The organism is Arthrobacter crusticola, assembly GCF_004357995.1.
Lineage (GTDB): Bacteria > Actinomycetota > Actinomycetes > Actinomycetales > Micrococcaceae > Arthrobacter_D > Arthrobacter_D crusticola.
The window spans coordinates 176823-202796 of sequence record NZ_SMTK01000002.1 but is presented as its reverse complement, the minus strand read 5'-3'; the positions used below and the strand labels follow the sequence as shown (position 1 = coordinate 202796).

Genomic DNA, 25974 nt, shown 5'->3' with positions numbered 1-25974 from the left:
GTAACCCCGGGCACACCAAGCGTGTCAACAGTCCTGCGTAGCCTGGAAGGACCTCCGGGAACCCTCGACGCGGGCGGAGACACCGGAGAGAAGACGACGGGTATCCTCGAGCGATGGGCGTCCGAAACTACCTGATCGAGGGTCTTTCCGGCACCGGCAAGACGTCGGTCTGCGACGAACTGCAGCGGCGGGGCTACCAGGCGATCCACGGCGACCGCGAGCTGGCGTACCAGGGCGATCCGGAGACCGGTGAACCCACCGGCGGCTCAGCACACGAGCACCACATCTGGCGGGTGGACAAGGTGATGGCTCTGACCGCCAACCAGGATTCTCCGGTGACCTTCTTCTGCGGTGGGTCACGGAACTTCCCGAAGTTCATCGATCGGTTCGACGGCGTGTTCGTCCTTCAGGTGGACCTGGACACCCTGAACCGGCGCCTCGACGAGCGGCCGGACCAGGAGTGGGGCGGCGGGAAACCCGTCGAGCGCGAACGCATCGTGCGGTGGCATGCGATGCAGGACGACGTCCCGAAGAACGGCGTCGTCATCGATGCCACCGCACCCGTCGAGCGCGTCGTCGACGAGATCCTTTACCGGATCGACGCCAACAAATAGCCAGCACCCCGCCGGATCCCGGTACTACAGTGAGACGAACCCGACAGTAACCGCCGCCGGGGATCCTGCGTACGCTCATCGCGCCACCACCGCTCCAGGAGAGAAGCATGGCTGCCAGCCGCAATCCGCTTGAGGAACTGCGCGAAACGATCGGCCACCTGGCCGAGCAGATCAAACTGCCGGGCGGAGACCGGGTCGATGACCGGATGGGTGAGATGTTCGGCCCCAAGCTCGGGCCGGCCCGCCCGCTCTCCGAACTGCAGGCCGAGCTCGACGCGCTGATCGGGCTGGACACAGTGAAGGAACAGGTGCGGGCACTTGTCGCACTGCTCCAGGTACAGGCCCGCCGCAAGGCGCACGGCCTGCCGGAGGTGGCCACCTCGCAGCACCTCGTATTCCTGGGAAACCCGGGCACGGGCAAGACCACCGTGGCGCGGCTCCTGGCCGAGATGTACCGGGCAGTCGGCCTGCTGCAGAAGGGCCACCTGGTGGAGGTCGACCGTTCCGGCCTGGTCGGACAGTATGTCGGCGAAACCGCACTCAAGACCGACCGGGTGATTCGGCGGGCGCTGGATGGCGTCCTGTTCATCGATGAGGCCTACGCCCTGGCCCCCGAGGATCACCGGATGGACTTCGGGCCCGAGGCGATTGAGGTCCTGCTGAAGCGGATGGAGGACCACCGCCACCGCCTGGTGGTGATCGTGGCCGGTTATCCGCGGCTGATGGAAATGTTCCTGCTCTCGAACCCCGGCCTGCGGTCCCGGTTCGCGCGCGAGATCACCTTCCCCGATTACTCGGTCGACGCACTCGTGGCGATCTTCGGCCAGATGCTGGCCCAGCACGAGTACCTGCTCGAGCCGGGCGCCCAGCAGATGCTGCGCCGCATCCTCGCGGGCCTTCACTCCGGCGAGGACTCCGGCAATGCGCGCTTTGCCCGCACCCTGTTCGAGCAGGCGCTCAACCGGCAGGCCCTAAGGCTCTCACTCGATGAGGACCGGAGCCTCGACGCGCTGGACCGGGAGGACGTCATGACCCTCACCGAGGACGATCTCGCCGAGGCCGCGCGGGCGCTGGGCGAGGAACCGGAACCCGAGCCGGGCCCGGCGCCCACAGCTGGACCGTCGCGGTGGTGGCGCTGGCTGATGACCTGAGTCGACCGGCGGCGACCGCCCGGCCGGTACGCATCACCAACCGGAAGGAAGCATCATGACCGCGACCTATACCTGGGACATCTTCTCCAGCCTCGACGGCTACGCCGCCGCCGGCGGCGACTGGACGGGATACTGGGGCAAGCAGGGCCCGGAGCTGCTCGAACACCGCCTCGCGTTGTATGACCAGCCGCAACGGATGGTCTTCGGGGGTACAACGTTCAGGCTTTTCGTGGAGATGCTTGCCTCGAGCAGTGAGGAATCCGAGGTGCGGGATCCCTGGGTCACCCGGATGGTGAACCTGCCTGCAACGGTGGTCTCGACGACGCTTCAGGGGCCCCTCGACTGGCCGGATGCGACGGTGGCAGGCGGGGACGCCGTCGATGTCATCGCCCGGCTCAAGGAGCAGTCGGAGGTGCCACTCCGCGCACATGGCAGCCTCTCGATGAACCGAGCGCTGATGGCCGCCGGCCTTGTGGACCGCCTCCAGGTGACGATCTTCCCCGTCATCACCGGTCGGACCGGTCTCGAGCCGATCTTCGAGGGTGCGGAGGACTTCGATTTGGACCTGGTGGAGCATCGGACCCTCGACGGGCGGACCCAGGAACTCCATTACCGGCCCACCCTGCACGGCTAAGTTTCCGCGAGCCCCGCACGGGCGACCGACCAGGACCGGGGATCGCAGGCAGTCCACTCCTGACGCGCCGAGGGGTGGAGAAGGCCGAAGCCCCTCCACCCCTCTGAGTGTCCTACTGCGCCGGAGCGCCGGCCTTACTTGCCAGCCGGTTCCAGCACGGGGTAGTCGGTGTAACCTTCGGCGCCGCCGCCGTAGAAGGTCGCCGGGTCACCCTCATTGAACTCGGCGCCGGTCTTCAGGCGCTCGACGACGTCGGGGTTGGCCAGGGCCCATGTCCCGATGGGGGCAATATCGGCCAGGCCGGCCTCGACGTCCACTGCCACGTCCTGCCGGGCCCGTCCGGGGCGATGCACCATCAGGGTATTGGGCCAGGCCGCCCTGATGTCGCGGAGTAGTTCCTCGTCACCGGTGTGAACCAGGTGCACGTAGGCGAGGTCGAACTGAGCCAGTTCCCGGATGAGGTGGCGGTAAAGCTGCCCCGACTCGGGGCCCTCCTCAAGGCCGCCAAGGGTCAGGCCCGGCGAGAGGCGGATCCCGGTGCGCTCGGCGCCGATCTCCTCGACGACGGCCCGGGTGACCTCCAGGGCGAAGCGAACCCGGTTTTCGATGGAGCCGCCGTACTCATCGGTGCGCTCATTGGCATTCGGGGCAAAGAACTGCTGCAGCAGGTATCCGTTGGCGCCGTGGAGTTCCACGCCGTCGGCTCCGGCCCGGATGGCGGCCGCGGCAGCCTTCCGGAAGTCCTGGACCGTGGCCTTGATCTCCTCTGTGGTCAGGGCACGCGGGACGGGAACGTCCTGCGGGCCGGTGGGGGTGTACATCTTCTCTCCCGGGGCGATGGCCGAGGGCGCCACCGGGGTGCGGTGATGCGGCGTGTTGTCCGGATGCGACATCCGGCCGACGTGCATGATCTGGATGAACAGGGAGGCACCGGCCTCGTGGACGGCCGAGGTCACCGCCTTCCAGCCCTCGACCTGGTCATCGGTGTAGATACCGGGGCTGAACATGTACCCCTGGCCGTCATCCGAGGGCTGCGTGGCCTCGGTGATGAGCAATCCCAGCGAGGCGCGCTGGGCGTAGTACTCGGCGGCGAGTTCGCCTGGAGTGCCGTCGGCGTTGGCCCGGCTGCGGGTCATGGGTGCCAGGGCCAGGCGGTGGCTCAGTTCGATGTTGCCGACGGTGGTGGGGCCCCAAAGGGTCGTCAAGGTCTGGTTCCGATCTGTGGTGGGGGGAGGCCTACGGGCCGCGCTGCTGCGGATACAGCGGTGAAGCCCGTGGGTGTTGCAGCGGTTGGTGCGCCTGCAGCGGCGCGTATAGCGCAGGCAGGGCCGGTGTTATTCCGCGGGTCAGTCTTTCCACGGGTCAGGGGAACCCTCCGATCAGCCTGTCAGGGCAGGTCGTCCCGTTCGGGGTCGGCAATCCGGACAGCGGACCCGCTCGGGCTGGAACTTCACCGCCGGACCCCGCACCTGCCACTGCCGGGTCGCTGGTTCCGGCTAGGAATACCTGATGTAAAAACCGGCGAAATGCCCCAAGATGAAGCCATGGCTGAAAGAGCAGGCATGCGCGAGATAAGCCCAACGGACAGTGTCAGCTTCACCGAGCAGCTCTCCGGCTGGCTCGAACTGCCCTTCCGCCAGGCCGCGGTGCGCCTGGTGCTCCGCGCCTCGATGCCCGGATGGGAGGCGTTCCGCACCGACCCGCACCACCGGCTGGACGTCGAGGGCACAATCGACGTCGACGGGTTCGCCACCGCCAGGCCGGTCACCGGGACGCTTGCGTTGTTTCCCGACGACGCCGGCGCCGCCGTCGAATACTCACTCTCCTTCTCCAGCGACGATCACGTCGACCTGCAGCTGCGGGGCGCCAAGGCCCAGCGGCCGGGCACCCCGCGCGCTCTCTGGTACGACTTCACCACGACACGCTTCGAGCTGACCGCTCCCGATGGCACCGCGCTACGGGGGCTCCTCCGCACCCCGACGCCGCAGGCGCTTCGGTGCCTTGCCTCGATTCGGGCCACCGCGGCGTCGGTCCCCCTGCGACTCGGAGCCCTGGGCCGGTTCGGCGTCCACTTCACCGCCGGGGCGGTCAAGGGACTGCTTCCAGACCGTAGGGTGACCCGGCGCTGAAACAGCACATCCTCACCGATTTTTCAAAGCCCCTCCACCCCCTGACACCGGGTCGACTACGGGTCTAGCGTTGGGCGCATGACTGATGCACAATCCGGCGTCACTCAGGCAATGACGCCCACCATTAACTCCGACATGGGTGAGTCGCTCGGCCTTCACTCCTTCGGCAACGACCTGGCCCTGATGGAACTCGTCGACTCAATCAACGTCGCGTGCGGCTTCCACTCGGGCGATCCGGACGCCATGGCCGACACCGTCTCCGCCGCCGCCTGCCGGGACCTCGGCATCGGGGCGCACCCCGGCCTGCCCGACCTCGCCGGCTTCGGCCGGCGCGAAATGAAGCTGACCCCCAACGAGGTCGAACACCTGATGCTCTACCAGGTGGGCGCGCTCTCGGCCTTCCTCCGGCGGGAGGGCGTCGACCTTCACCACATCAAGCCCCACGGTTCCCTCTACGGCATGCTCGCCCGCGACCACCACCTCATGCAGGCCGCCGGCAAGGTCGCCGCCCTCTACGGGGTGCCCTTCTATGGCCTGGCGGGCACCCAGCACCAGGTGGTGTGCGAGAGCCTCGGCATCGAATTCGTCGGCGAGCTCTACGTTGACCTCAACTACGGCCCCGAGGGCCAGCTGCTCATCCAACGCAGACCCGAGCTCACCGACCCGGTGAAGGCCGCCGAGCGCGTCCGCAGGGTGCTCGACGACGGCCTCGTCGAGGCCTCGGACGGGACGCTGCTGCGCATCGACTTTACGAGCATCTGCGTTCACTCCGACGCCCCCAACTCACCGGAGGTCGCGGCCGCAGTGCGCGAGGTGCTCTCCGACGCCGGCCGCCCGCAGGAGCCCGCCACCGCCTGAATATCCCATCCCCCCTTGGAAGGACGCGCACCATGGCTGACATTCTTTCCCCACTCCCGGGCATCTTCTACCGGAAACCCGCCCCGGACAAGGAGCCCTTCGCCTCCGAGGGGGACCGCATCGAGGCCGGCCAGGCCATCGGCATGGTCGAGATCATGAAGCAGTTCTCCGAGGTCCGCAGCGAGGTCAGCGGTACCCTCGAACGGTTCGCCGTCGAAGACGCCGGCGCCGTGAACCCGGGGGACGTGATTGCCGTGGTGGCCGAGTCATGACCTTCTCCAAGCTCCTCATCGCCAATAGAGGCGAGATCGCCGTGCGCATCATCCGCACCGCCCGCGAGCTGGGCCTGCGCACTGTGCTCGCCGCGAGTGAGCCCGACGCCACCTCCTACGCCGCAGAACTCGCCGACGAGGTCGAGGTGATCGGCCCCGCCGCGGCCGGCAAGAGCTACCTCAACACCGAGGCGGTGCTCGGTGCCGCCACGGCCACCGGGTGCGACGCCGTCCACCCCGGCTACGGCTTCCTCTCCGAAAACGCTGCGTTTGCCCGCGCCGTCGCCGACGCCGGAATGACCTGGATCGGCCCCGACGCCGGCGCCATCGAACTCATGGGCGACAAGTCCCGCGCCCGCCAGGCAGCGGAGGACGCCGGCGTTCCCACCTTCCGCGGCAGCCACGGCAGCCTCTCCCCGGACGATGACGCCGCCGCCATCGCCGCCGAAGTCGGCTACCCGCTGGTGGTGAAAGCCTCGGCCGGCGGCGGCGGACGCGGAATCCGCCTCGTCACAGCTCCGGAGGAACTCGAGTCAACCCTGGCCATGGCCCGGGCGGAGGCCCAGGGCGCCTTTGGTGATCCGTCGGTGTACCTCGAGCAGTTCGTTTCCGCCGCCCGGCACGTTGAGGTGCAGATCCTTGGAGACGGCGAACACGTGATCCACCTTGGCGACCGCGACTGCTCCCTGCAGCGGCGCCAGCAGAAGGTCGTCGAGGAGGCACCCGCCCCGGGTCTGCCCGAACCGGTGCGGACCAAGATCCTTTCGTCCTCCATCGAACTCGGGAAACTGTGCTCCTACCGGGGTCTTGGCACCGTCGAATTCCTCTACGACCCGGTGTCGCACGAGGCGGCCTTCATCGAGATGAACACCCGGCTGCAGGTCGAGCACCCCGTCACCGAGATGATCACCGGCCTCGATCTTGTCCGCGAGCAGATCCTCGTGGCGCGCGACGGTGTGCTCCGCCTGTCCCAGCAGGACGTCACCTTCACCGGCCACGCCTTCGAGTTCCGGGTGAACGCCGAGGACCCGGCGAGCAACTTCCTGCCGAGCCCGGGTACGCTGTCCCGCCTCGACTGGCCCGGCGGCCCGGGCATCCGGGTGGACTCCGGGGTCGTCACCGGCTCCGTCGTCGCCCCGTTCTACGACTCGCTGCTGGCCAAGCTCATTGTGTGGGACTCGCGCAGGGAGGACACCATCGTTCGTTCGCTCCGGGCCCTCGGCGAGGTGCGCATCGAAGGAGTGAAGACCACGCTGCCCCTGCTGCAGGCGGTGCTTGCCCGCAGCGAAGTGCGCGACATCGTCCACTCGACCAAGTTCATCGAATCGACGCCCGACCTGCTGGGAGTGACCTCATGACCGACACCGCGGTCCAACGGACCGACGCCCGCTACACCTGGGGCGGGGACGAGTTCCTGTTCGTTGAGATCGCCGAGGCCATGAGCCTTGCGGCGAACTATAAGGCGAACGCGATGGCGGCACTCCTGACGGCGCGCTCCCTGCCCGGGGTGACCGACATCTGTCCGGCGAACGCGTCGCTGCTTCTCCGCTTCAACCCGGATATCCTCCCTCCGGACCGGCTTGAGGCCGAGGTCCGCGGCGTCGAAGACGAGGTGGCGCACTCGAGCCACCAGACCCTCGACACCCGCATTATCGAGGTGCCGGTCTGGTACGACGACCCGTACACCCGGGAGACCGGCGCGCGTTTCCGCAAGGGGCACCAGCGCCCCGAGGGAACCGATCTCGACTTCGCCGCCGAGGAGAACGGGTTGGCCTCCCCCGCCGAGTTCATCCGCCGCCACCACGAATCGCCCTGGCTCGTCTCGATGGTCGGGTTCGTCGCGGGGCTGCCCTTCATGTTCCAGATCGTGCCGCAGAAGGATCAGCTGGAGGTGCCCAAGTACCTGAGCCCGCGCACCGACACCCCGGCGCTGACGGTGGGCCACGGGGGCTGCTTCGCCTGCATCTACTCAGTGCGGGGCGCCGGTGGGTACCAGATGTTCGGCATCGCGGCGGCGCCGATCTTCGACCCCGCCCAGCGCCTCGCGGACTTCCGGGACTTTATGATCTTCTTCCGCCCCGGCGACATCGTGAAGTTCAGGCCCGTGGAGGAGGCGGAGTACCGCGAGATCCAGGCGCAGGTCGACGCCGGCACCTACACCTACCGCCAGGCGCCGGTGGTCTTTGACCTCCAGCGGGCACTCGATGACCCCGCCGCCTATAACAAGGACCTTCTGGAGCGCCTTCATGGCAATTAACATCCTCGAACCCGGACTCGCGACGACGGTGCAGGACCAGGGAAGGCCCGGTTACTACAACGTCGGTATCCCGCAGGGCGGCGCGATGGACTCGCTGTCGGCCGAGATGGCCAACGCGCTGGCAGGCAACACCGCCGCCGAGGCGGTCCTCGAATGCACCTACCTGGGCCCGAAATTCACCACCGACGCCGACGCGGTGATCGCCGTCGCCGGCGCCCCCGTCGACGTCAAGGTCAACGGAGAACCGCGCCCGCAGTGGTCCCGGCTCGAACTTGCCGCAGGCGACGAGGTCTCCTTCGGCATGCTGCGCGGCGGGACCCGGTACTACGTGGCCGTGAGCGGCGGGATCGACGTTCCGGTGGTCCTGGGCAGCCGCTCAACCTACACCCTCGGGGCGGTGGGGGGCTTCGAAGGCAGGGCACTGAAGGCCGGAGACACGCTGCCCGTCGGGACGGCAATCGATGTGGGGACCGGCGGGTCGGAACGAACCGAGTTTGAGGAGGCGCTGCGGCCCTCCTTCGATAAGGAGGTCACCGTCCGGGTGCTGCCCGGACTCTACGACCACCGCCTCACGGAGGAAGGACTCGATACCCTGCTGAGCGCCACCTGGACCCTGACGCCGGTCGCGGACCGCACCGGGCTGAGGTACTCCGGACCCGACATCGCCTGGAAGCCGCGCACCCAGCCATTCGGTGCGGGATCCGATCCGTCGAACATCGTCGACGCCGGGTACGCGGTGGGCTCGATCCAGATCCCGGGCGGCAAGGAGCCGATCGTGCTGCACCGCGACGCCGTCTCCGGCGGCGGCTATGCCATGGTTGCCACGGTGATCAGCGCCGATATGGACCTGCTGGCGCGCAGCGCGCCCGGCACGAAGACCTCGTTCCGGGCCGTGACCCTTGAGGAGGCGCTGACGGCACGGGCCGAGGGCAGGGAGGCGCGTTCACGCATCTGGGGGTGAGCCCCCCCGGGTCGCGTCCGCCCCGCCCTACCCGGCGAGCGCGTTGCGGGAGGCGCGTTCGCGCATCTGGGGGTGAGCCCCGGGGGCCGGTCCACCCCGCCCTACCCGGCGAGCGCGTTGCGGGAGGCCACCGCAGCCGTGGCTGCGCTGCTCTCCCGCACGAAAAGTTCGGGCGTCAGGCGGAGGGGCTCAACCTGCTCACCGGCAATCACCCGGCGCAGCAGTTCGACGGCCCTCCGTCCGATTTCGAGCATCGGCGAGCGCACCGAGGACAGCGGGATGGGAAGCTGGGCAGCCAAGGAGGTGTCATTGAATCCGACGACGGCTATGTCCTGCCCCACGGTCAGCCCATGGGAGCGGATGGCGCCCATGGCGCCGATGGCTGCGAAGTCGTTCACCGCAAAGACGGCGGTGGGAATCCTGCCGCGGCGGGCCAGGAGGGTTTCGGCGGCTTCGCGGCCGCCCTCGGTGTCGAAGCGGGACCAGACGACGTCCGCGTCGGAGAACTCCCCGCCCAGTTCGCGCCAGCGCTGCCGGAAGCCGGCCGTGCGGTCGACCGCGGTGCTGGCGTAGGGCTCGCCGGCGATCACGGCCACCGACCGGTGGCCGGTGTCCCAAAGGTGGTCGGCAACGAGTTTCCCTCCGAGGTTGTCATCGCAGGTCGAGGACGGAAATCCCGGGTATCTGCGGTTCATCAGCACAAAGGGGATATGCCGTGCCGAGAGTTCGTGGACCAGCTCGCTGTCGGCGTGGATGTCACCGAGGATCAGTCCGTCCACCCTGCGTGCCAGCATGGTCTCGGCCTTGCGGCGCTGCTCCTCGGGGTTGTCGTGGGAGTTCATCACGAACGTGGAGTAGCGGGCTTCGGCAGCAGCCTCCTCCACCCCCTCGTACATGGTGGCCAGGACCAGGTCGGAGAGCCGGGGCACGATCACCCCGAAGGCCTTCGTCCGGCGGGTGCGCAGGCTTGCGGCACCGGGGTCGGGCGAGTAGCCGCGTTCCCGGGCGAGTTTCCGGACCCGTTCGGCGGTGGCCGACGACGCCGCTCCGCGGGCAATTTCAGAGGTCGAGTGAAGCACCCGCGACACTGTCGAGGGGTGGATCCCAAGTTCAGCGGCCAGGTCCTTCAAGGTGATCGGTTGTCGGCCTGTTCCCTCTGCGCGCATCCTGTTCCTCCCCCGTTGAGTTCGATCTTTCAAGCATGAACCTGTTGGAGACATTTCGGTTGACGAGACCCAGATCACATTTTAGGGTAATTTCCACGCCACCCAAACGATTGGGTAATTGCGGAGAGGGACCGGCACATATCCTGATGCCGGATCGTTCCGCAGCCCCGATTGCCGTTCCGCCTCCGCTTTCCGCTTCGTAGCATTCGTGACGGCCACCGGCCCCGGTCCCAGGACCGCCGCCGGTCGACCGATTCGGCACCCGCCGATCGCCGCTCCCGAGCACCACGCTCCCGAGCCCCCGTTTCCCCGTCCCTGTCAGCGGCGAACTGCACACAGTGCACCGCGGACAGCTCGCAACGGATGCCAGCACCTGAACCCCGGCACCCGAATTCCTGCACCCTCCTCCCCCGCCATCACCGGAACCCCGGAGGTGAAATGAACACCCCCAATGCCCCGCATGTGGCGCTGCTGGCCACCGGCGGCACCATCGCCTCGCGCAGCTCGGATGCCGCCGGCGGTGCCGCCCTGGCAGCGGACACCGGGGACGCGTTGCTCTCCAGCGCCGGAGACGGGGCCGTCCCCGTGCGGGTGGTCGATGTCATGACGAAGGGCTCCTACCGGCTGACCTTCCCCGATCTGCTCACCATCTGCACCGCCATTGAAGACACCCTCGCCGACCCCTCCGTGCTCGGGATCGTCGTGACCCACGGGACCGACACGACCGAGGAGACCGCCTACCTCGCGCACCTCACCCAGGACGATCCGCGTCCCGTGGTCTTCACCGGAGCACAGCACACGGCGGACCACGACCACCCGGACGGCCCGGGCAACCTGCGCGGCGCCCTCGCCGTCGCCGCCTCACCCGCCGCAACAGGGCAGGGCGTGCTCGTAGCCTTCGCGGGGAACGTCTTCCGGGCCGCCGGCGTACGGAAGACGCACACTGTTAATGCGCATGCCTTCAGCACGCCGGACCTCGAACCTGCGGGCACCGTGAGCGAGGCCGGGCAGGTCGAGCTGCGGCCCGTCCCGCCGGTCTACGAGCCGCTCCCCCTGCCGCCGTCGGGGACGGAACCCGCCCGGGTCGACGTCGTCACCTCCCACCCTGACGCGGACGCCGCCCTTCTGCGGGCGGCCCTCGCGGCCGGCGCGCGGGGGATCGTGCTGCAGGGAACCGGGAACGGCAATGCGAATCCCGCCATCTGTGCGGCCGTGGCGGACGCCACGGCGGACGGCGTCGTCGTCGTCGTCAGCACCCGCGTCCATGCCGGGCCGATCATGCAGGTCTATGGCGGCGGAGGCGGCAGGGACCTCCACTCCGCGGGGGCGATTCCCTCGGGGCTGCTGCGCCCGTCGCAGGCCCGGATCCTGCTCCAACTGCTCCTCACGCTCGGAATGCCGCCATCCCGGATCGCCGAGCAGTTCTCCCGTCGCGGAACCCTCGTGCCGCATGCAGCAGCTGGCCGTCCCCCGTTATCCGCTCCGTCGAAAGGTTGACCCATGACCAAGAACATCCAACTCGCATTCGGCGTGGACGTCGACGCCGTCGCTGGCATGCTCGGATCCTACGGGGGCGAGGACTCGCCCTGTGACATCTCCCGCGGGCTCTTCAGCGGCGAGGTCGGCGGGCCGAGGCTTGTGCGGCTCTTCGAGAAACACAGCCTTCCCTCCACCTGGTTCATGCCCGGCCATTCAATCGAGACCTTTCCCGAACTGACCCAGATGGTCGTCGACGCAGGCTCCGAGATCGGCGTCCATGGCTACTCCCACGAAAACCCGATCGCCATGACCCGTGAGCAGGAGACGGCGATCCTCGACCGCTCCATCGAATTGATCGAGAAGGTCTCGGGGCGCCGGCCCACCGGCTACGTCGCCCCCTGGTGGGAGTTTTCCCCGGTCACCAATGAGATCCTGCTGGACCGGGGCATCAAGTACGACCACTCCCTGATGCACAACGACTTTGAGCCCTACTACATCCGCGTCGGCGACAGCTGGAAGAAGATCGACTACGGCCAGCCCGCCGACACCTGGATGGAACCCCTTGTCCGGGGGAAGGAGACGGACCTCGTCGAGATTCCGGCCAACTGGTACCTCGACGATCTCCCGCCGATGATGTTCATCAAGGCCGCACCCAACTCCCACGGGTTTGTGAACCCCCGCCACCTCGAGGAGATGTGGCGCGACCAGTTCGACTGGGTCTACGCCGAAATGGACGAAGCGGTCTTCACCATGACCATCCACCCCGACGTCTCGGGCCGCCCGCAGGTCCTGCTCATGCTCGAGCGCCTCATCCAGCACTTCAACTCCCACGAGGGTGTCAGCTGGCACACCTTCGACGAGATCGCCGATTCATTCCTCGCCCGGAGCCCCCGAAAGGAAAGCTAGACATGTCAATGCAAGAGGCAGGCGTCGACCTCTCGACGCCAAGGGGAGACGAAAAGCGCCGTTTCCCGGCATTCACCAAGAAGCAGACGACGACGGCGACCGTCCTCGCCCTCCTCGCCTGGACGGTTGCGGTCTTCGACTACGGCCTGTTCGGCACCCTCCTGCCCGCCATGCAGGAGGAGTTCGGCTGGACCGCACCCGAGGCCTACGCCATCAACACCTGGATCGCCGTCGGTACGGCCATCGTCTGCTTCGGCATCGGTCCGGTCATCGACCGGCTCGGCCGGCGCAAGGGCATGATGGTCACGGTCGGCGGCACCGCCGTCGTCTCCGGCCTCACCGCCCTGATCCCCACGGGGCTCGGCTTCCTGAGCAACGGCCTGCTCATTTTCGTCCGCTCCTTCGGCGGCCTCGGTTTCTCCGAACAGGCTGTCAACGCCACGTACATGAACGAGGTGTACCAGGTCACCGAGGATGAAAAGAAGCACAAGCGTCCCGGCTTCCACTACTCGTTCATCCAGGGCGGCTGGCCGCTGGGCTTCCTCCTCGCGAGCGCCCTGGCCCTCGTTTTTCTCCCAATTTTCGGCTGGCGCGCCCTCTACCTGATGGCCACCCTTCCGGCCTTCATCATCGTTTTCCTCATTTCGAAGAAGCTCAAGGAAACCCCGCAGTTCGAGCTCCACCACCGCCTGACCGAGCTTGAGAAGTCGGGCAAGAGCGAGGAGGCGCATGCCCTGGCCCGATCCTTCGGCGTCGAGCACTCCTCGACCGCTCCCCTGAAGCGCATCTGGGAGCCGGAGCTGCGCCGGAACACGATCGTGTTCTCGCTCGCCTGGATCCTGAACTTCTTCGGCATCGCGATCTTCAGCGTCCTGGGCACCTCGGTCCTGGCCAACGCCAAGGGCGTCGAGCTCTCCACGGCCTTCTGGCTGCTGATTGTCATCAACCTGCTCGCCTACTTCGGCTACGTCTTCCACGGCTGGATCGGTGACAAGATCGGACGGAAGCGCACCATCATCGGCGGCTGGATCATCTCCGGGCTGTCGTTCGCCGTCATGCTGAGCCCGCTGGTGGAGAGCTCATTCCTGATCATCCTCACCTACGGCACCGGCCTGTTCTTCCTGGTCGGCCCCTACGCCGCCATCCAGTACTACATGGCGGAGTGCTACCCCGTCAGCTGCCGCGCCACCGGGCTTTCCTTCATCGGAGCGATGAGCCAGCCCGGCACCATCATCGGCGGCGCGCTCTTCACCATCGTGGCTACGGCCGCCGGCACCGGCGCCGCCGCACTGTGGGTCGGCGCCCTGGGCACCCTGCTCTCGGGCTTCATGATGATGGGTGCCAAGCACGTCGACGCGGTCATGCGGGAGGAGTCACCCCATGACATCCCAGCCTGAGGTAGCGATCATCACGGGTGCGGCGAGCGGCATCGGCCGCGCCCTGGCGGTGAGCTACGCGCAGCGCGGGGTGGTGTCGATCATCGGTACGTTCCCCGGTGATCCACACGACCCCGAGCAAACCCTCGACGCGGTGAAGCACGCGGGCGGCATGGGAATCATCCATGAGGTCGACGTCCGCTCGACAGAGTCGGTCGATGCGTTTGCCGAGCGCGCGCTCGCTGAGTACGGAAGGCTCGACTACGCCATCGCCAACGCGGGAATCCTGCGCAACGCACCCCTGAATGAGCTCTCCGACGAGAAGTGGGACGACATGCTCAACGTCGACCTCACCGGGGTGCTGCGCACCCTGCGCGCCGGTTCGCAGCGGATGAATGACGGCGGCGCCCTGGTGGCGGTGTCCTCGATCGCCGGCGGCGTCTACGGGTGGGAGGAACACGCCCACTATGCCGCCGCGAAGGCCGGTGTGCTGGGGCTGGTGCGCAGCGTCGCCGTCGAACTCGGACCCCGGAGGATCCGCGCCAACGCGGTGATCCCGGGGCTGATCGAGACCCCGCAGTCGCTCGATCCGGTCAACTCGCTGGGCCCGGAGGGGCTGGAGCGGGCGGGCAAGGACATCCCGTGGGGCAGGGTGGGCCGGCCGGAGGAGGTGGCAAGCGTCATCAGCTTCCTCACCTCGGAGGCGGCCGTGTACATCACGGGTCAGGCGCTCGTCGTCGACGGTGGGCTGACCGTCAAGATGAGGGCCTGATGGCCCTCTTCGAAGGGCGCGGGGTCGTCGTCACCGGCGGTGGCAGCGGGATCGGGGCCGCCATCGCCGAGGCGTTCCGGGTCGGGGGCGCCCGGGTGGCGGTGCTCGACCGGAACGCGGCGGCGGAAGGCACGATCGCCGTCGACGTCGCCGACGAGCACAGCGTCGCCCGGGCGTTCGCCACGGCCCGGGAGGACCTGGGGCAGGTGGACGTTCTGGTGAACAGCGCCGGGCTGCTCACCGAATCGCCGCTGCAGGACATGGGCCTCGACCAGTGGAACGAGACCCTCGCCGTCGACCTGACGGGCGTCTTTCTGTGCTGCCGGGAAGTGGTGGCGGAGATGCGGGAGCGGAAGTGGGGGCGCATCATCAATATCGCCTCGCAGCTGGGCATCAAAGGAGGGACCGGGCTTAGCCACTACAGTGCCGCGAAGGCCGGCGTAATCGGCATGACCAAGTCCCTTGCCCTTGAGGTCTCCGGGGACAACGTGCTGGTGAACTGCATCGCGCCCGGTCCCATCGAGACGCCGCTGGTCGACGGCATTTCGGAGGAGTGGAAGGCCGCCAAGCGGAAAGAGCTGCCGCTGGGCCGGTTCGGGACGCCGGAGGAGGTGGCGCCCACGGCGCTGCTGCTGGCGAGCGACCCGGGCGGGAACCTCTTCGTGGGGCAGACCCTCGGGCCTAACTCGGGCGACGTCATGCCGTGACGCTTCCTGGAGAGGGCTGATTCATGTGTGGAGCGTGCGGCCGGACCGTCGCCGCCGACGAGACGATAGGACCGGGGCGGACCCTGCGTCAGCACCTCCTGGTCGCCTCGGCCGTCAACGCCCTCTGCGCCGGGCTGCCGGGGGTTCCTCGAGTGCAGGTCGCCGGCGACTCCTGGCAGCTCCGGGGCGCCACCGGGGCCGTCACCCGATGCGACACCGTCGCGGAGCTGTGGTCCGCCGTCGCCGCCGCGTGTCCCGCTTCGGCCTTTGCCCAACTGGCTGGGCGCCTGGCCGCGGAGCGGGCGGAGGCGGACGGATTGACGCGCCGGGTAATCGACGCGGGGCTCCTGTGGTTCTCCCCCTGACCCGCACCCAGACACCGGGCCCGGACGCCCGGGTTTGTCCTATGCCTCCAGGTCCACCGATTCCCGGGCCGGCTCCATGTCGACGGTGCGCCGCAGCGGCCGTTCCTTAATGAAGAGCACGCATACGAGGGCGAGGACTGCGAAGCCGGCCGTGATCAGGAAGATCAGCGCGGTGCTGTCACCGTAGGCGGCGCGGATGATGTCGGCGACCGGCTCCGGCAGATTGACGAGGTCGAGGCTTCCGCCGGCCGCACCGGAGGGGTCGGCGGGCACTCCCGCCGCCGCAAGGCCCTCGGTGGTCCGGTTGGTGACCTGCGTGCCCAGGATGGCGCCGAGCACAGCGACCCCGGCCGCGCCGCCGATGGAGCGGAAGAAAGCGACGGAGGCGCTGGCCGAGCCGACATTCTTCAGTGCCACGGTGTTCTGCACGGCCAGGACGAGGTTCTGGAGCATCAGGCCAAGGCCCATGCCGAAAAGGAAGGTGTAGACGCCAACGAGCCGGAGGTCGGTGAGGTGGTCGATGGTTCCGGAGAGGCCCAGCCCGGCGATGAGGAAGACGGCGCCAAGGATCAGGAACCGCTTCCACTTGCCGAACCGGGACACGAGCTGTCCCGCACCGACAGAGCCGATGAGGTTGCCGGCGATCATGGGCAGGGTGAGCAGGCCGGCTTCGGTGGGCGTTGCGCCGCGTGCCACCTGGTAGTACTGGCCGAGGTAGGTGGAGGACGCGAAGAGCGCGATTCCGACCGCGATGGAGGCGAGAATGGCAAGCGCCGTCGTGCGCTCGGAGATGATTTTCAGCGGGATGATGGGCTCGACCACCCGGGTCTCGACGAGCAGCAGGAGCCCGAGCAGGACGACGCTGCCGCCGACCATCGCGGCGCTCTCCCAGGAGAACCAACCGTAGTATCCGTCCTTGCCGGCGAAGGACACCCAGATCAGCGCGAGGCTCACTCCCGCGGTGAGGAGGATCGAGCCGATCCAGTCGATGCTGACCTTGCGGCGGATGTGGGGAAGCTTGAGGGTGAACTGCAGCAGGATCAGGGCGACGACGGCAAGCGGGACGCAGACGAAGAAGGTCCAGCGCCAACCCAGCGGCGAGTCGACGATGAAGCCGCCGAGCAGCGGTCCGCCGGCCGTGGCGACGGCCATGACACCGCCGAGGTAGCCCGAGTACCGGCCGCGGTCGCGCGGCGGGATGATGGTGCCGATGACGGCCATCGCCAGTGCCGTAAGGCCGCCCATGGCGATGCCCTGGATCACGCGGGCCGTCAGGAGCACCGGAATGGTGGAGGCGAGGCCCGCCAGCACCGAGCCCGCGACGAAGATGACGATGCTGAGCTGCACCATGAACTTCTTGTCGAACAGGTCGGCGAACTTTCCCCAGATGGGGGTGGTGGCGGCATTGGCCAGGAGCGCTGCGGTGATGACCCAGGCGAAGTCGGTCTGGGAGCCGTTGAGGTCGGCCATGATCGTGGGCAGGGCGTTGGCAACGATGGTGCTGCTGAGGATCGCCGTGAACAGTGCCGCGAGCAGTCCGGTGAGGGCCTGCAGGATCTGCGCGTGCGACATCGAGGGCGGCTGGGCGGGTGCGGGCTCGACCGTTGGAGGTTCTTCTCCCGTGCTGGCTGTTGGATGTGTCTGTGAAGGTGTCGCTGAACGTGCCGTTGAGTGTGCCATTGTGCTTCCGGTGTTGCCGACAGGGGTCGGTGATGGCTGGCGGTCGTCGTTGCCCGTCGAGGGATCGTGCAGCTCCGGGTACCTGCAGCGTCAGTTCCTGAAGCTGAAGGTCCGGGGCTTGGGGTGATTCGTAGCCGAGGTCATGGATGGATGAGGCAGCCCGATGAAGCCAACGGAACCGGAAGGGTTGCACACCTCGATGTCCGGCCCATCCGGCGCGACGCTGTCATGGCGCTTTCCGCCGCGCGCTTCGAGAACACCGGCGGCCGGCGTGCTCGGTCGGGCCCGGGGTTCAATTCGTTGCTTACAGTAACTATAAACCCGATACCCGGACCGGTCAAGAGTCACTGCGGCCCGGCGGAGGCGCCCCGGCGGCGAAGTCAAGGGTGGAGCAGCCCGGGAAGAAGGTGGGCAAACCATTTTCCGGGCCCAGGCCGCGAAAGTACTCTTGATGCCATGGTTCGCCGGTGGGCAGGCACACTACGGCTGGGGCCTCCTGCAAAGTGGCGCTGCCTGCACCGCACTTGAGTGGAGTGCCGTTATGACCGAGAAGATTCGACGCCATCCCATCGCCGCACTGCTCGTATGGTTCTTCACCGTGGGCCAGCTGCTTGCCTTCCTTCCGCGCATCGTCGAAGCGCAGGGGGTCGAGCTGTCCGTGCCTCTCTTTGTCACGGCGAGCAACCTCATCGGACTCCTGCTGCCCGCGCTTGTCCTCACCTGGCTGTGCGACGGGCGCGCAGGACTTCGAGCGCTCCGGGACCGCATCCTCACCTGGCGGCGAAACCCGTGGTGGTACGTCTTCGTCGTCATCGCTGTGCCACTGGGAGCTGTTCTTCTCGCGCTCATCCTTGCAGGCCCGCCCGACGCCTCCGGGCCGGCCCTTCCCATGGCCCTGCTGCTGGGCCTGGTGCTGCAGACAGTGCTCGGCCTGATCATCAGCAACCTCTGGGAGGAGGTGGCGTGGACCGGCTTTGTGCAGGCGCGGCTGCAGCAGCGGCACGGCGCACTCCGTGCTGTTCTCCTGACAGCACCCCTCTTTGCACTGCAGCATGCCGCACTCGTGGCGGGAGGGTCGTTCGCGGCCACGATCGTCCTGCTGCTGGTGCTCACCCTGCTCGCCATCCCCTTTCGGGCGGTGACGGGCTGGCTCTACAACCGCACCTCGAGCCTGCTCCTTGTGGGGCTTTTCCATGCTGCGGGGAACGCCGTGGCGGTGCGGGAGTGGCCGGGAGACGGAATGCTTCCCTTGCTCTTTCCGGGCGAGAACTTTGGACCGGTCCATCTCCTGGTGTCCGCCGTCGTCGGTGTGATCGTGATCACCGCGACCCGGGGACGGCTGGGCACGGAACCCGCCGTTCCGGGAGCGCAGCGGCCGCAGGCGTACTCGCACCCGACAGGGCCAGCGGGCAGGGTTAGGTGATGGATCCGAATTCTGGAGAGAAGCTCCACGTCGTTGTCGGGGCAACCGGCGGCACCGGACGCGCTCTGGTACGTGAACTCCTGCGCCGCGGCAGGCGGGTTCGTGCGGTGAACCGCAGCGGCACGGCCACCATGCCCGCCGGGGTCGAAGTCGTGGCCGGGAATGCGCTGGATGCCGCAAGCATGGTCGCCGCGTGCAGGGATGCCGGCGTCGTGTACAACGCGGTTAACCCGCCCCTGCCGCGGTGGCGGGATGACTTCCCTGCCGCCATCGACGGCACCCTGGCCGGCGCGGAGGCCGCCGGCGCGCGTCTCGTCTTCGTCGATGACACCTGGATGTACGGCAGGGTGACCGGCCCCATGACCGAGGACCTGCCGCCACGCCCGGTCAGCAACAAGGGGCTCCTGCGGGCCTGGCTGGCGGAGCGGGTGCTGGCCGCGCACGCCCAGGGACGGGTCGAGACGGTGATCGGCAGAGCGACCGAGCTGTATGGACCTGCTGTCGAGTCGCTGCTGGGGCGCAACCTCTTCGGGCCCGCCGTGGGACGCGGGTCGGGGCTTTGGATCGGCAACTTTGACGAACCCCTGGCGCCAACGTTCATCGATGACTTTGCCTACGGGCTGGCCGACCTTGCCGAGCACGAAGGCACGCTCGGACAGGCGTGGCACATTCCCACTCCGCCGGCCGTGACCGCGCGGGAGTTCATCCGGATGATTTCCACGGAGATTCAGCGCCCCCTACCGGTCCGCCGGCTTGGACCCGGCCTCGTCCGCGCCCTGGGCACGGTTTCGCCGGTGGCTCGGGAGGGGGCCGAGATGCTGTATCAGTTCCAGCAGCCACACGTGGCCGACGCGTCACGGTTCCGAGCCGTCGTCGGGCCGGGCAGTGTCACCGACTACCGAACGGGAATCAGGCGGACGCTTGCCTGGTACCGCACGACGCCGCACCGGGGCCTCCTCCCGTCCGGAAGCTGACGAAAGCAGGCCCCGGTCCGCGCACGCCTACTTGCTGTCGGCGTGTTCCTGCAGGCGGGCAAGGATCTTGTCGAGGCGGTTGTTGCCCTCGACGACGCCGCCCTCCATACCGTTTTCGATCATTGCGTCGCGGGCCTCCATCGTCGGGTAGACGGCATGGGCCACGGCGCGGGTCCGACCTCCCTCGAGCTCTTCGAAGGTCACGCTCTCGATGCTGACATAGCCGGGGGCGCCGAGGAACTCGAAGGTCTGGATGATCCGCTCCGGCGGGGTTGCCGAATGGAAGACGCCGCGGAACCCATACCCCGTGCCGTCGGTGTCGCGGTGCACGAAGGACCACGATCCGCCGTCCCGCACGTCATACTCCCCCAGTTCCATGGTGAGCCGGTCCGGGCCGAGCCACTGCACCACCAGTTCGGGGTCGCTGTAGGCGCGGTACACGAGGTCGCGCGGGGCGTCATACTCGCGGACGATGTCGATGAACGGCAGGTTCGGAACTGCTGTGATCACTGTTGCGTTGCTCATGATTCCTTCTCCTTGAGTGTGTCGAGCACTGTGTCGAGGCGGCGGAACTGTCGCTCGACGGTGAGCCGGTGAATGTCGATCCAACTGGTCAATGCCTCCAGCGCAGCCGGATCAAGGTGGCAGGGACGTCGTTGTCCCTCCCTGGTGCGGGTGATCAACCCTGACTGCTCGAGCACCTGGATGTGCTTCGAGACGGCCTGCTTGGTGATGGGGAACGGTTCAGCCAGTTCGTTGACCGTCGCGGGCCCTCGGGACAACCGGGCGATGAGGGCCCGGCGGACGGGGTCTGCAAGGGCGGCGAATGCCGAGTTGAGCTGCTCCTCGGATCCTTGCTTCATTATCTACCTATCAGTTGATCAACCAATTGGTTGATAACAGAAATTTAGTCCTCTCCCCTAGCAGGGTCAAGGGATTTTCCCTGCTATTTTCTTTGACCCACCGCCTCCCGACGGAGCTCCAAGTGCAGACCCGCAGGGGCTCCAGAATCGACTTAAGCCTGTGGATATCCCTCATCCACTCTTCCTCCACAACGGCCCTTTTCCGGCTGGAATCGAACACGCGTTCGATAGAATGGGGGTATGGCAACGGCACCGGTCGAGGAGCACACGGGCACCGGGGATCTCCCCTCCGGTACCGGGGAGTTGCTCTCGGGCACGGGGGAGTTGCTCGCCGGGGCGCATGCCGCACTCACGGGATTTGCCGCCGATTTCTCCGGACGGTTCCTGCTGCTGGGGCGCCGGGAGGTCGCCGACACGGTGGCCCGGATCGAGGAGCTCTCCCGGATCGTGGACCATCTGCAGGTCCTGGGCGCCCACGCCGCCGACCAGCACCGCCTCGCCGATCCCGGGGACCGGCCGTGGGCTTCACCCGCTGACGGGCACCGGGCTTCACCCGTGGAGCGGCGGTGGGCTGTTCCCGGCGGCGGGCCGTTGGCTGCTCCCGGGGCGGGGCCGGATCGTGCCGGCGGTGCCCGGTCGGAGTTCCGCGATACCGCCGAGTACCTGCGGGGCCGGCTGCGGATCAGCCGGGCCGAGGCGGCCCGGCGGCTGCGCCTGGCCGCGGCCACCCTGCCGGCGGTGCCCGCCGGCGGGCTGGAGGCGCCGGCTGCGCTGGCGGTCCTGGGTGCGGCCTGCGGGGCCGGGCAGGTCAGCGGGCGGGCCGCGTCCCTGATCCGCGATGCGGTCGACAGGGTGCGGCCGGTGGCCGGACGGCCGGCCCTGGAGGCGATGGAGCGCCACCTCACCCACCAGGCCGTGGAGGGCGATGAGGACATCCTGCGCGCGGTGGCCCGGCGGTGGGAGAACACCCTGGACCAGGACGGGCAGGAGCCGACGGAGAAGCTGCTGCGGGCCCGCCAGGGCGTGTTCCTGCGCGGGCGCCGCAACGGGCTGCACCTCCTGGAGATCGGGGCCACGGACGAGCAGTTCGAACACCTGGCCACGGTGATGACCACCGCCACCAACCCCCGCCTGCCCGGCACCGGTGAGGCCTCGGGCACCGGATCCGCCGACGGGCCCGGCGGTGGAACACCCGGTGACGGAACAACCGGTGACGGCACAACCGGTGACGGCACAACCGGTGACGGAACAACCGGTGACGGCACAACCGGTGACGGCACAACCGGTGAGGACCCAGGTAGTGGATCGCCCGGTGCCCGGCTCGACGGAGACGAGCGGCCCACCCGGGCCCAGCAGCTGCTCGAGGCCCTGGTGGGCGCCTGCCGGATCGCCCTGGCCGGGACCGGCCTGCCCGCCGCCGGCGGGCACCGCCCCCAGGTCATGGTCACCATCGACTACCGCACCCTCCTGGGGGACCTGCACCGGGCCGGCGATGCGGTCTTCGCCCGGCAGATCCCGGCCCGCAGCATCCGCCGGCTCGCCTGCGACGCGGACCTCATCCCCCTGGTCCTGGGCGGGAAGGGCCAGGTCCTGGACCTCGGCCGCGCCCAGCGGCTGTTCCCTGCGCACCTGCGCCGGGCCCTGGTCGCCCGGGACAAGGGCTGCGCCTTCCCCGGCTGCACCATCCCGGCCACCTGGTGCGAGGCCCACCACATCACCCCCTGGGAAACCGGCGGCACCACCACACTCGCCGACGGGGTGCTGCTGTGCTCCCACCACCACCACCGCATCCACGACGGGCCCTGGAGCGTGCACTCCCGGCACGGCATCCCCTGGTTCCTCCCACCCCACCACCTGGACCCCGAGCAAAAACCCCGCCGAAACCGCTACTGGACAGCAGGACCCCCACAAGGAACCACTGAACTCCTTCTGGACTGAGCAGCTGACCAGGGACGCACGCAGCGTTGAATCTCGCCCGGCTGCTCCGGCAACCAAGCCGCAAGCAGCGGCTCGACCAGCAGACTTTCCTACCGCGCCGCCACCCAGCCGGTCCCCCACCCCCGATCGCACCATGGGCCCCTGCTCCGCCGAGGATGCGAGCCCAACCCTTGCCCTCTGACGGCCCGGCACCAGGTCCGGTGGACCAGCTTTTCCCCTGTGGCACTTGACACTTCCAAACTTTTGTCTGAGTCTTGGACGGAAGCTGCAATGGAGCACTCTTGATCGGAGCACCAGTGAGAAACACCCCTCCCCAACTCCTGCAGCGCTCCGTCTCACGACGCAGCGCCCTCCTTGGTGGACTCGGCGCGGCCCTTTCGGTTCCCTTCCTCGCCTCCTGTGCAGGCTTCGACACCAGCGGCGCCTCAGCCGCCAAGGGAACCGTCGGCTTCCTTTCCACCCAGTTCACTCCAGTCGAGGAAAAGCAGCGCTACGAAGACGTCCTCAAGAAAACCCTCAACGTTCCCGTCGCCTACAACTCCGTCGACCCCGGTGTCTTCACCTCCACCGTGCAGACCCAGTCCCAGGCCGGCAGCGTCCGCACCGCACTCCTGGGCGGACTCCACGGCGACCTCGCCCCACTCGCTGACTCCCTCGAGGACGTCGATCAGCTCCTCAACGATCTCTCCGGCAGCGGTTACAACCGGGAAATCCTCGAACTGACCAAGATCGGCGGCAGCACCTCCAAGTACGTTCCCTGGATGCAGGCAACCTACGTCGTCGCAGTGAACAAGAAGGCGCTCAAGTGGCTGCCCAAGGGCGTCGACGTCAACGACCTCACCTACGAGGACTTCCTGAAATGGGCACAGGCAGCCAAGAAGGGCGAGGGCCGACCCGTATTCGGCCTGCCCGCCGGTCCCAAAGGACTCCACCACCGCTTCTACCAGGGCTTCCTGCTGCCCAGCTTCACCGGCGGGCAGATCACCACGTTCCGCAACGAGGACGCAGTGACCGCCTGGGAGTACATGAGGGACCTCTGGGATGCCAGCGCTCCCGCCTCAACCAACTTCGACGCCATGCAGGAACCACTGGCCCGCGGCGAGGTCCTCGTCGCATGGGACCACGTGGCCCGGCTCATCGATGCCCCGGCCGACAACCCGGATGAATGGCTCATGGTTCCCTCCCCGAAGGGACCGAAGGGCCGCGGCTACATGCTGATCGTCGCCGGCGTCGCCCTTCCCAAGAACGGGCTTGAGCGAGACCGGGCCGAACAGGCCATCCGCGGACTCGCGAAACCCAAAACGCAGATCGAAACCCTGCGCAGCAACGCGTTCTTCCCGGTGGTCCAGACGGAACTCCCCACCGACCTCGCCGGAGCGATCGCCCTCGAGGCCGCCGCGGTGAAACTCCAGCAGGAATCGGCCGACGCACGCCTTGCCCTTCCTCCGGTGGGTCTCGGCGCCAAGGAGGGCGAGGTGTCCCAGATCTTCAAGAACTGCTTCCAGGAGATCTGTCTCAACGGTTCGGCCGTTCAGTCAACCCTGGATGACCAGGCCAAACAGCTCAACACCATCCTCAAGGACCTGGACGTCTCCTGCTGGGCCCCCGACCCTGTCTCACCCGGCCAGAAGTGCGAGGTAGCGTAATGACAGTCGATTCACCCCCGGCCCCGGTCCAACTGGACACGCCCGCCCGTCCCCGCCGCATTCCCCCCGCGGTCCTGCTGATCGCACCGTCGATCGTCTTCATGGCCCTGCTCCTCGGCTGGCCCGTCATCCAGGGCGTGCTCCAGGCCTTCCGCAGCGATGAAGGCTTCACCCTCGACTTCCTCACCCGCATGGTCGAGGACCCGTACTTCTGGCCCGCGGTCCGCAACACCCTGCTGCTGATCGTGGTGATGATCCCGCTCCAGTTCGCCTTCGCCATCACCATGGCGCTGCTCCTGCGGTCGAATCCGCGCCTGAACAAGGTCCACTTCTTCGTCTGGGCCATTCCGCTGGCCCTCAGCGACCTCGCCGCGGGCCTCGTCTGGCTCTCGATCTTCAACGACCGCGGTTACCTCAACTCGGTGCTGACCTCCCTGGGCCTCGGCTCCGTCCCCTGGCTCGCCTACGACAACCCCACCACCCTGTTCCTCTGCGTCCTCGTCGCCGAGGTGTGGCGTTCGACGTCGCTGGTGCTCGTCATCGTGGTCTCCGGCCTGCAGGGCATCCCCAAGGACTACGACGAAGCAGCTCAGGTCTTCGGGGCAACCTTCTGGCAGCGGCTGCGCCACGTTACCCTTCCCCTGCTCAAACCGAGCCTCCAAGTGGCACTGATCCTGCGTACCATCCTGGCGTTCCAGACCTTCGCCGTCGCCCAGGCACTCACCGGCCAGAACTTCCCGCTCGTCGTCGGCGAAACCTACCGCTGGTACACCGCCCTGCAGAACCCCAACGTAGCGGCAGCCCTCGCGCTGGTCATCCTCGTGGCCTCAATGCTGATCTCCGTTTTCTACCTGCGGGCACTCCGCGACAAAGGGCAGGAAGGCACCCGATGACGACGACGCAAACCAAACCCCTCGCACCCCAGCCCGACGTCGACACCGCTCCCCTGAAGCGCCTGCGCCGCGACCGGGCACTGCTCCAAGCCGCCTGCATCGTCATCTCGCTGTTCATGCTGGTGCCGATCTACCTGATCTCCCTCGCCGCACTCTCCACCCGGGAATCCCTCAACGACTTCCCCTTGAGCCTGCTGCCCACAAACCTCTCCTTCGAGACCCTCGGAGCGTTCCTCGGCTCCACCGGCATCCTCGGTGCGTTCGGCAACTCGCTGATCGTCGGCATCGGCACGCTGCTCATCTCCGCACTGATCGGCATCCCGGCCGGCTACGCCCTCGCCCGCTTCGCGTTCCCCGCCAAGGAGCCCTACCAGCTGTTCCTGTTGTTCACCCGCGCCCTGCCCATCGTGGTGCTCTCCGTGCCGCTGGCCCGGCTCTTCCTCACCGTCGACCTCTACGACACGACGTACGCGGTGATCCTGCTCCACACGGCGCTGGCCCTGCCCACCACCATCCTCATCTCCGCAAGCGTCTTCCTCAGCGTCCCCATCGACGTCGAAGAGGCAGCCCGGGTGTTCGGGTGCACCCCGGCCGGGGCCTTCCTCAAGGTGGTCATGCCGATGGCCCTGCCCGGACTCGCCGCGGCCTCCATCTTCACCTTCGTGATGTCCTGGAACGAGGTCCTCGGTGCCTCGATCCTCACCCTCGACCACCGGACGCTCCCGGCGCAGGTCCTCACCTCGCTCGCCGATTCACCCCTCGCCTACCGGTTCGCCGGAGGTTTCGCCCTGGTGATCCCCTCGATCATCTTCATCGCCTTCATGCGCCGCTACCTGACCAATATGTGGGGCTCGACCATCCGCTGACCCGCGCACCCCAACGCTTTCCTCAACCTTCGAAGGAGCCGATC

General features: G+C 67.8%; 26 protein-coding genes. 21 read left to right on the top strand and 5 right to left on the bottom strand.

Annotation, left to right across the window (positions count from 1 at the left end):
• Positions 1-113: 113 nt before the first annotated feature.
• From E2F48_RS04955 to E2F48_RS04945, 3 genes are all read left to right on the top strand, one after another.
• Positions 114-614, top strand: a complete 501-nt coding sequence (locus E2F48_RS04955; protein WP_133402902.1) for an AAA family ATPase — start codon at positions 114-116, stop codon at positions 612-614.
• A 107-nt stretch (positions 615-721) separates the two neighbouring features.
• A complete protein-coding gene (locus tag E2F48_RS04950) occupies positions 722-1765 on the top strand; it encodes an AAA family ATPase (RefSeq protein ID WP_133402901.1) in 1044 nt (347 codons plus the stop codon).
• Between the two features lie 55 nt (positions 1766-1820).
• On the top strand, positions 1821-2399 hold the full coding sequence (locus E2F48_RS04945) for a dihydrofolate reductase family protein (RefSeq protein ID WP_133402900.1): 579 nt from the start codon (positions 1821-1823) through the stop codon (positions 2397-2399).
• A gap of 134 nt (positions 2400-2533) precedes the next feature.
• Here the strand turns inward: E2F48_RS04945 and E2F48_RS04940 are convergent, their stop codons facing one another.
• A complete protein-coding gene (locus E2F48_RS04940; RefSeq protein WP_133402899.1) occupies positions 2534-3604 on the bottom strand; it encodes an alkene reductase in 1071 nt (356 codons plus the stop codon).
• Positions 3605-3943: 339 nt separating this feature from the next.
• On the opposite strand from E2F48_RS04940, the gene E2F48_RS04935 reads away from it, so the two are divergent.
• The 6 genes from E2F48_RS04935 (at position 3944) to E2F48_RS04910 (ending at position 8876) form a co-directional block, all read left to right on the top strand.
• Positions 3944-4528, top strand: coding sequence for a hypothetical protein (locus tag E2F48_RS04935; protein ID WP_133402898.1), 585 nt, complete (start codon positions 3944-3946; stop codon positions 4526-4528).
• A gap of 78 nt (positions 4529-4606) precedes the next feature.
• Positions 4607-5386, top strand: a complete 780-nt coding sequence (gene pxpA, locus E2F48_RS04930; RefSeq protein ID WP_246018525.1) for a 5-oxoprolinase subunit PxpA — start codon at positions 4607-4609, stop codon at positions 5384-5386.
• A gap of 32 nt (positions 5387-5418) precedes the next feature.
• Positions 5419-5658, top strand: coding sequence for an acetyl-CoA carboxylase (locus tag E2F48_RS04925; RefSeq protein ID WP_133402897.1), 240 nt, complete (start codon positions 5419-5421; stop codon positions 5656-5658).
• On the top strand, positions 5655-7016 hold the full coding sequence (locus E2F48_RS04920; protein WP_133402896.1) for an acetyl-CoA carboxylase biotin carboxylase subunit: 1362 nt from the start codon (positions 5655-5657) through the stop codon (positions 7014-7016). Before E2F48_RS04925 ends, E2F48_RS04920 begins: the two co-directional genes overlap by 4 nt.
• Positions 7013-7915 (top strand): 5-oxoprolinase subunit B family protein, encoded by a 903-nt coding sequence (locus E2F48_RS04915; protein ID WP_133402895.1) that lies wholly within the window; start codon positions 7013-7015, stop codon positions 7913-7915. The genes E2F48_RS04920 and E2F48_RS04915 overlap by 4 nt, the downstream gene beginning before the upstream one ends.
• Positions 7905-8876: a 5-oxoprolinase subunit C family protein gene (locus E2F48_RS04910; protein ID WP_133402894.1), complete on the top strand. Its 972-nt coding sequence runs from the start codon at positions 7905-7907 to the stop codon at positions 8874-8876. Before E2F48_RS04915 ends, E2F48_RS04910 begins: the two co-directional genes overlap by 11 nt.
• 101 nt (positions 8877-8977) lie before the next feature.
• Here E2F48_RS04910 and E2F48_RS04905 read toward each other — a convergent pair whose 3' ends face one another.
• Positions 8978-10042 carry a LacI family DNA-binding transcriptional regulator gene (locus E2F48_RS04905; RefSeq protein ID WP_133402893.1) on the bottom strand — a complete coding sequence of 355 codons (1065 nt, stop codon included), beginning with the start codon at positions 10040-10042 and terminating at the stop codon, positions 8978-8980.
• Positions 10043-10480: 438 nt separating this feature from the next.
• Here E2F48_RS04905 and E2F48_RS04900 point away from each other — a divergent pair, with 438 nt between their 5' ends.
• From E2F48_RS04900 to E2F48_RS04875, 6 genes are read left to right on the top strand one after another with little or no spacing between them, the layout of a single operon-like run.
• Positions 10481-11539: an asparaginase gene (locus E2F48_RS04900; RefSeq protein WP_246018524.1), complete on the top strand. Its 1059-nt coding sequence runs from the start codon at positions 10481-10483 to the stop codon at positions 11537-11539.
• A gap of 3 nt (positions 11540-11542) precedes the next feature.
• Positions 11543-12427, top strand: coding sequence for a polysaccharide deacetylase family protein (locus E2F48_RS04895; RefSeq protein WP_133402892.1), 885 nt, complete (start codon positions 11543-11545; stop codon positions 12425-12427).
• A 2-nt stretch (positions 12428-12429) separates the two neighbouring features.
• Positions 12430-13824, top strand: a complete 1395-nt coding sequence (locus E2F48_RS04890) for an MFS transporter (RefSeq protein WP_133402891.1) — start codon at positions 12430-12432, stop codon at positions 13822-13824.
• Positions 13808-14575: an SDR family NAD(P)-dependent oxidoreductase gene (locus E2F48_RS04885; RefSeq protein ID WP_133402890.1), complete on the top strand. Its 768-nt coding sequence runs from the start codon at positions 13808-13810 to the stop codon at positions 14573-14575. The genes E2F48_RS04890 and E2F48_RS04885 overlap by 17 nt, the downstream gene beginning before the upstream one ends.
• A complete protein-coding gene (locus E2F48_RS04880; protein ID WP_133402889.1) occupies positions 14575-15282 on the top strand; it encodes an SDR family NAD(P)-dependent oxidoreductase in 708 nt (235 codons plus the stop codon). Before E2F48_RS04885 ends, E2F48_RS04880 begins: the two co-directional genes overlap by 1 nt.
• A gap of 23 nt (positions 15283-15305) precedes the next feature.
• On the top strand, positions 15306-15647 hold the full coding sequence (locus E2F48_RS04875; protein WP_133402888.1) for a hypothetical protein: 342 nt from the start codon (positions 15306-15308) through the stop codon (positions 15645-15647).
• A gap of 39 nt (positions 15648-15686) precedes the next feature.
• Here E2F48_RS04875 and E2F48_RS04870 read toward each other — a convergent pair whose 3' ends face one another.
• Positions 15687-17219: an MFS transporter gene (locus tag E2F48_RS04870; RefSeq protein WP_133402887.1), complete on the bottom strand. Its 1533-nt coding sequence runs from the start codon at positions 17217-17219 to the stop codon at positions 15687-15689.
• Between the two features lie 649 nt (positions 17220-17868).
• On the opposite strand from E2F48_RS04870, the gene E2F48_RS04865 reads away from it, so the two are divergent.
• A complete protein-coding gene (locus E2F48_RS04865; protein WP_165968694.1) occupies positions 17869-18750 on the top strand; it encodes a CPBP family intramembrane glutamic endopeptidase in 882 nt (293 codons plus the stop codon).
• A complete protein-coding gene (locus tag E2F48_RS04860; protein ID WP_133402885.1) occupies positions 18750-19724 on the top strand; it encodes an NAD-dependent epimerase/dehydratase family protein in 975 nt (324 codons plus the stop codon). Before E2F48_RS04865 ends, E2F48_RS04860 begins: the two co-directional genes overlap by 1 nt.
• A 27-nt stretch (positions 19725-19751) precedes the next feature.
• Here E2F48_RS04860 and E2F48_RS04855 read toward each other — a convergent pair whose 3' ends face one another.
• Positions 19752-20249 carry an SRPBCC family protein gene (locus tag E2F48_RS04855; protein WP_133402884.1) on the bottom strand — a complete coding sequence of 166 codons (498 nt, stop codon included), beginning with the start codon at positions 20247-20249 and terminating at the stop codon, positions 19752-19754.
• Positions 20246-20587, bottom strand: coding sequence for an ArsR/SmtB family transcription factor (locus tag E2F48_RS04850; RefSeq protein ID WP_133402883.1), 342 nt, complete (start codon positions 20585-20587; stop codon positions 20246-20248). Before E2F48_RS04850 ends, E2F48_RS04855 begins: the two co-directional genes overlap by 4 nt.
• A gap of 240 nt (positions 20588-20827) precedes the next feature.
• Here E2F48_RS04850 and E2F48_RS04845 point away from each other — a divergent pair, with 240 nt between their 5' ends.
• The 4 genes from E2F48_RS04845 (at position 20828) to E2F48_RS04830 (ending at position 25930) form a co-directional block, all read left to right on the top strand.
• Positions 20828-22525, top strand: coding sequence for an HNH endonuclease signature motif containing protein (locus tag E2F48_RS04845; RefSeq protein ID WP_133402882.1), 1698 nt, complete (start codon positions 20828-20830; stop codon positions 22523-22525).
• A 296-nt stretch (positions 22526-22821) separates the two neighbouring features.
• Positions 22822-24171 (top strand): ABC transporter substrate-binding protein, encoded by a 1350-nt coding sequence (locus tag E2F48_RS04840; RefSeq protein ID WP_221411627.1) that lies wholly within the window; start codon positions 22822-22824, stop codon positions 24169-24171.
• Positions 24171-25064: a carbohydrate ABC transporter permease gene (locus E2F48_RS04835; protein WP_133402881.1), complete on the top strand. Its 894-nt coding sequence runs from the start codon at positions 24171-24173 to the stop codon at positions 25062-25064. Before E2F48_RS04840 ends, E2F48_RS04835 begins: the two co-directional genes overlap by 1 nt.
• Positions 25061-25930: a carbohydrate ABC transporter permease gene (locus tag E2F48_RS04830; RefSeq protein ID WP_133402880.1), complete on the top strand. Its 870-nt coding sequence runs from the start codon at positions 25061-25063 to the stop codon at positions 25928-25930. The genes E2F48_RS04835 and E2F48_RS04830 overlap by 4 nt, the downstream gene beginning before the upstream one ends.
• Positions 25931-25974 lie beyond the last annotated feature (44 nt).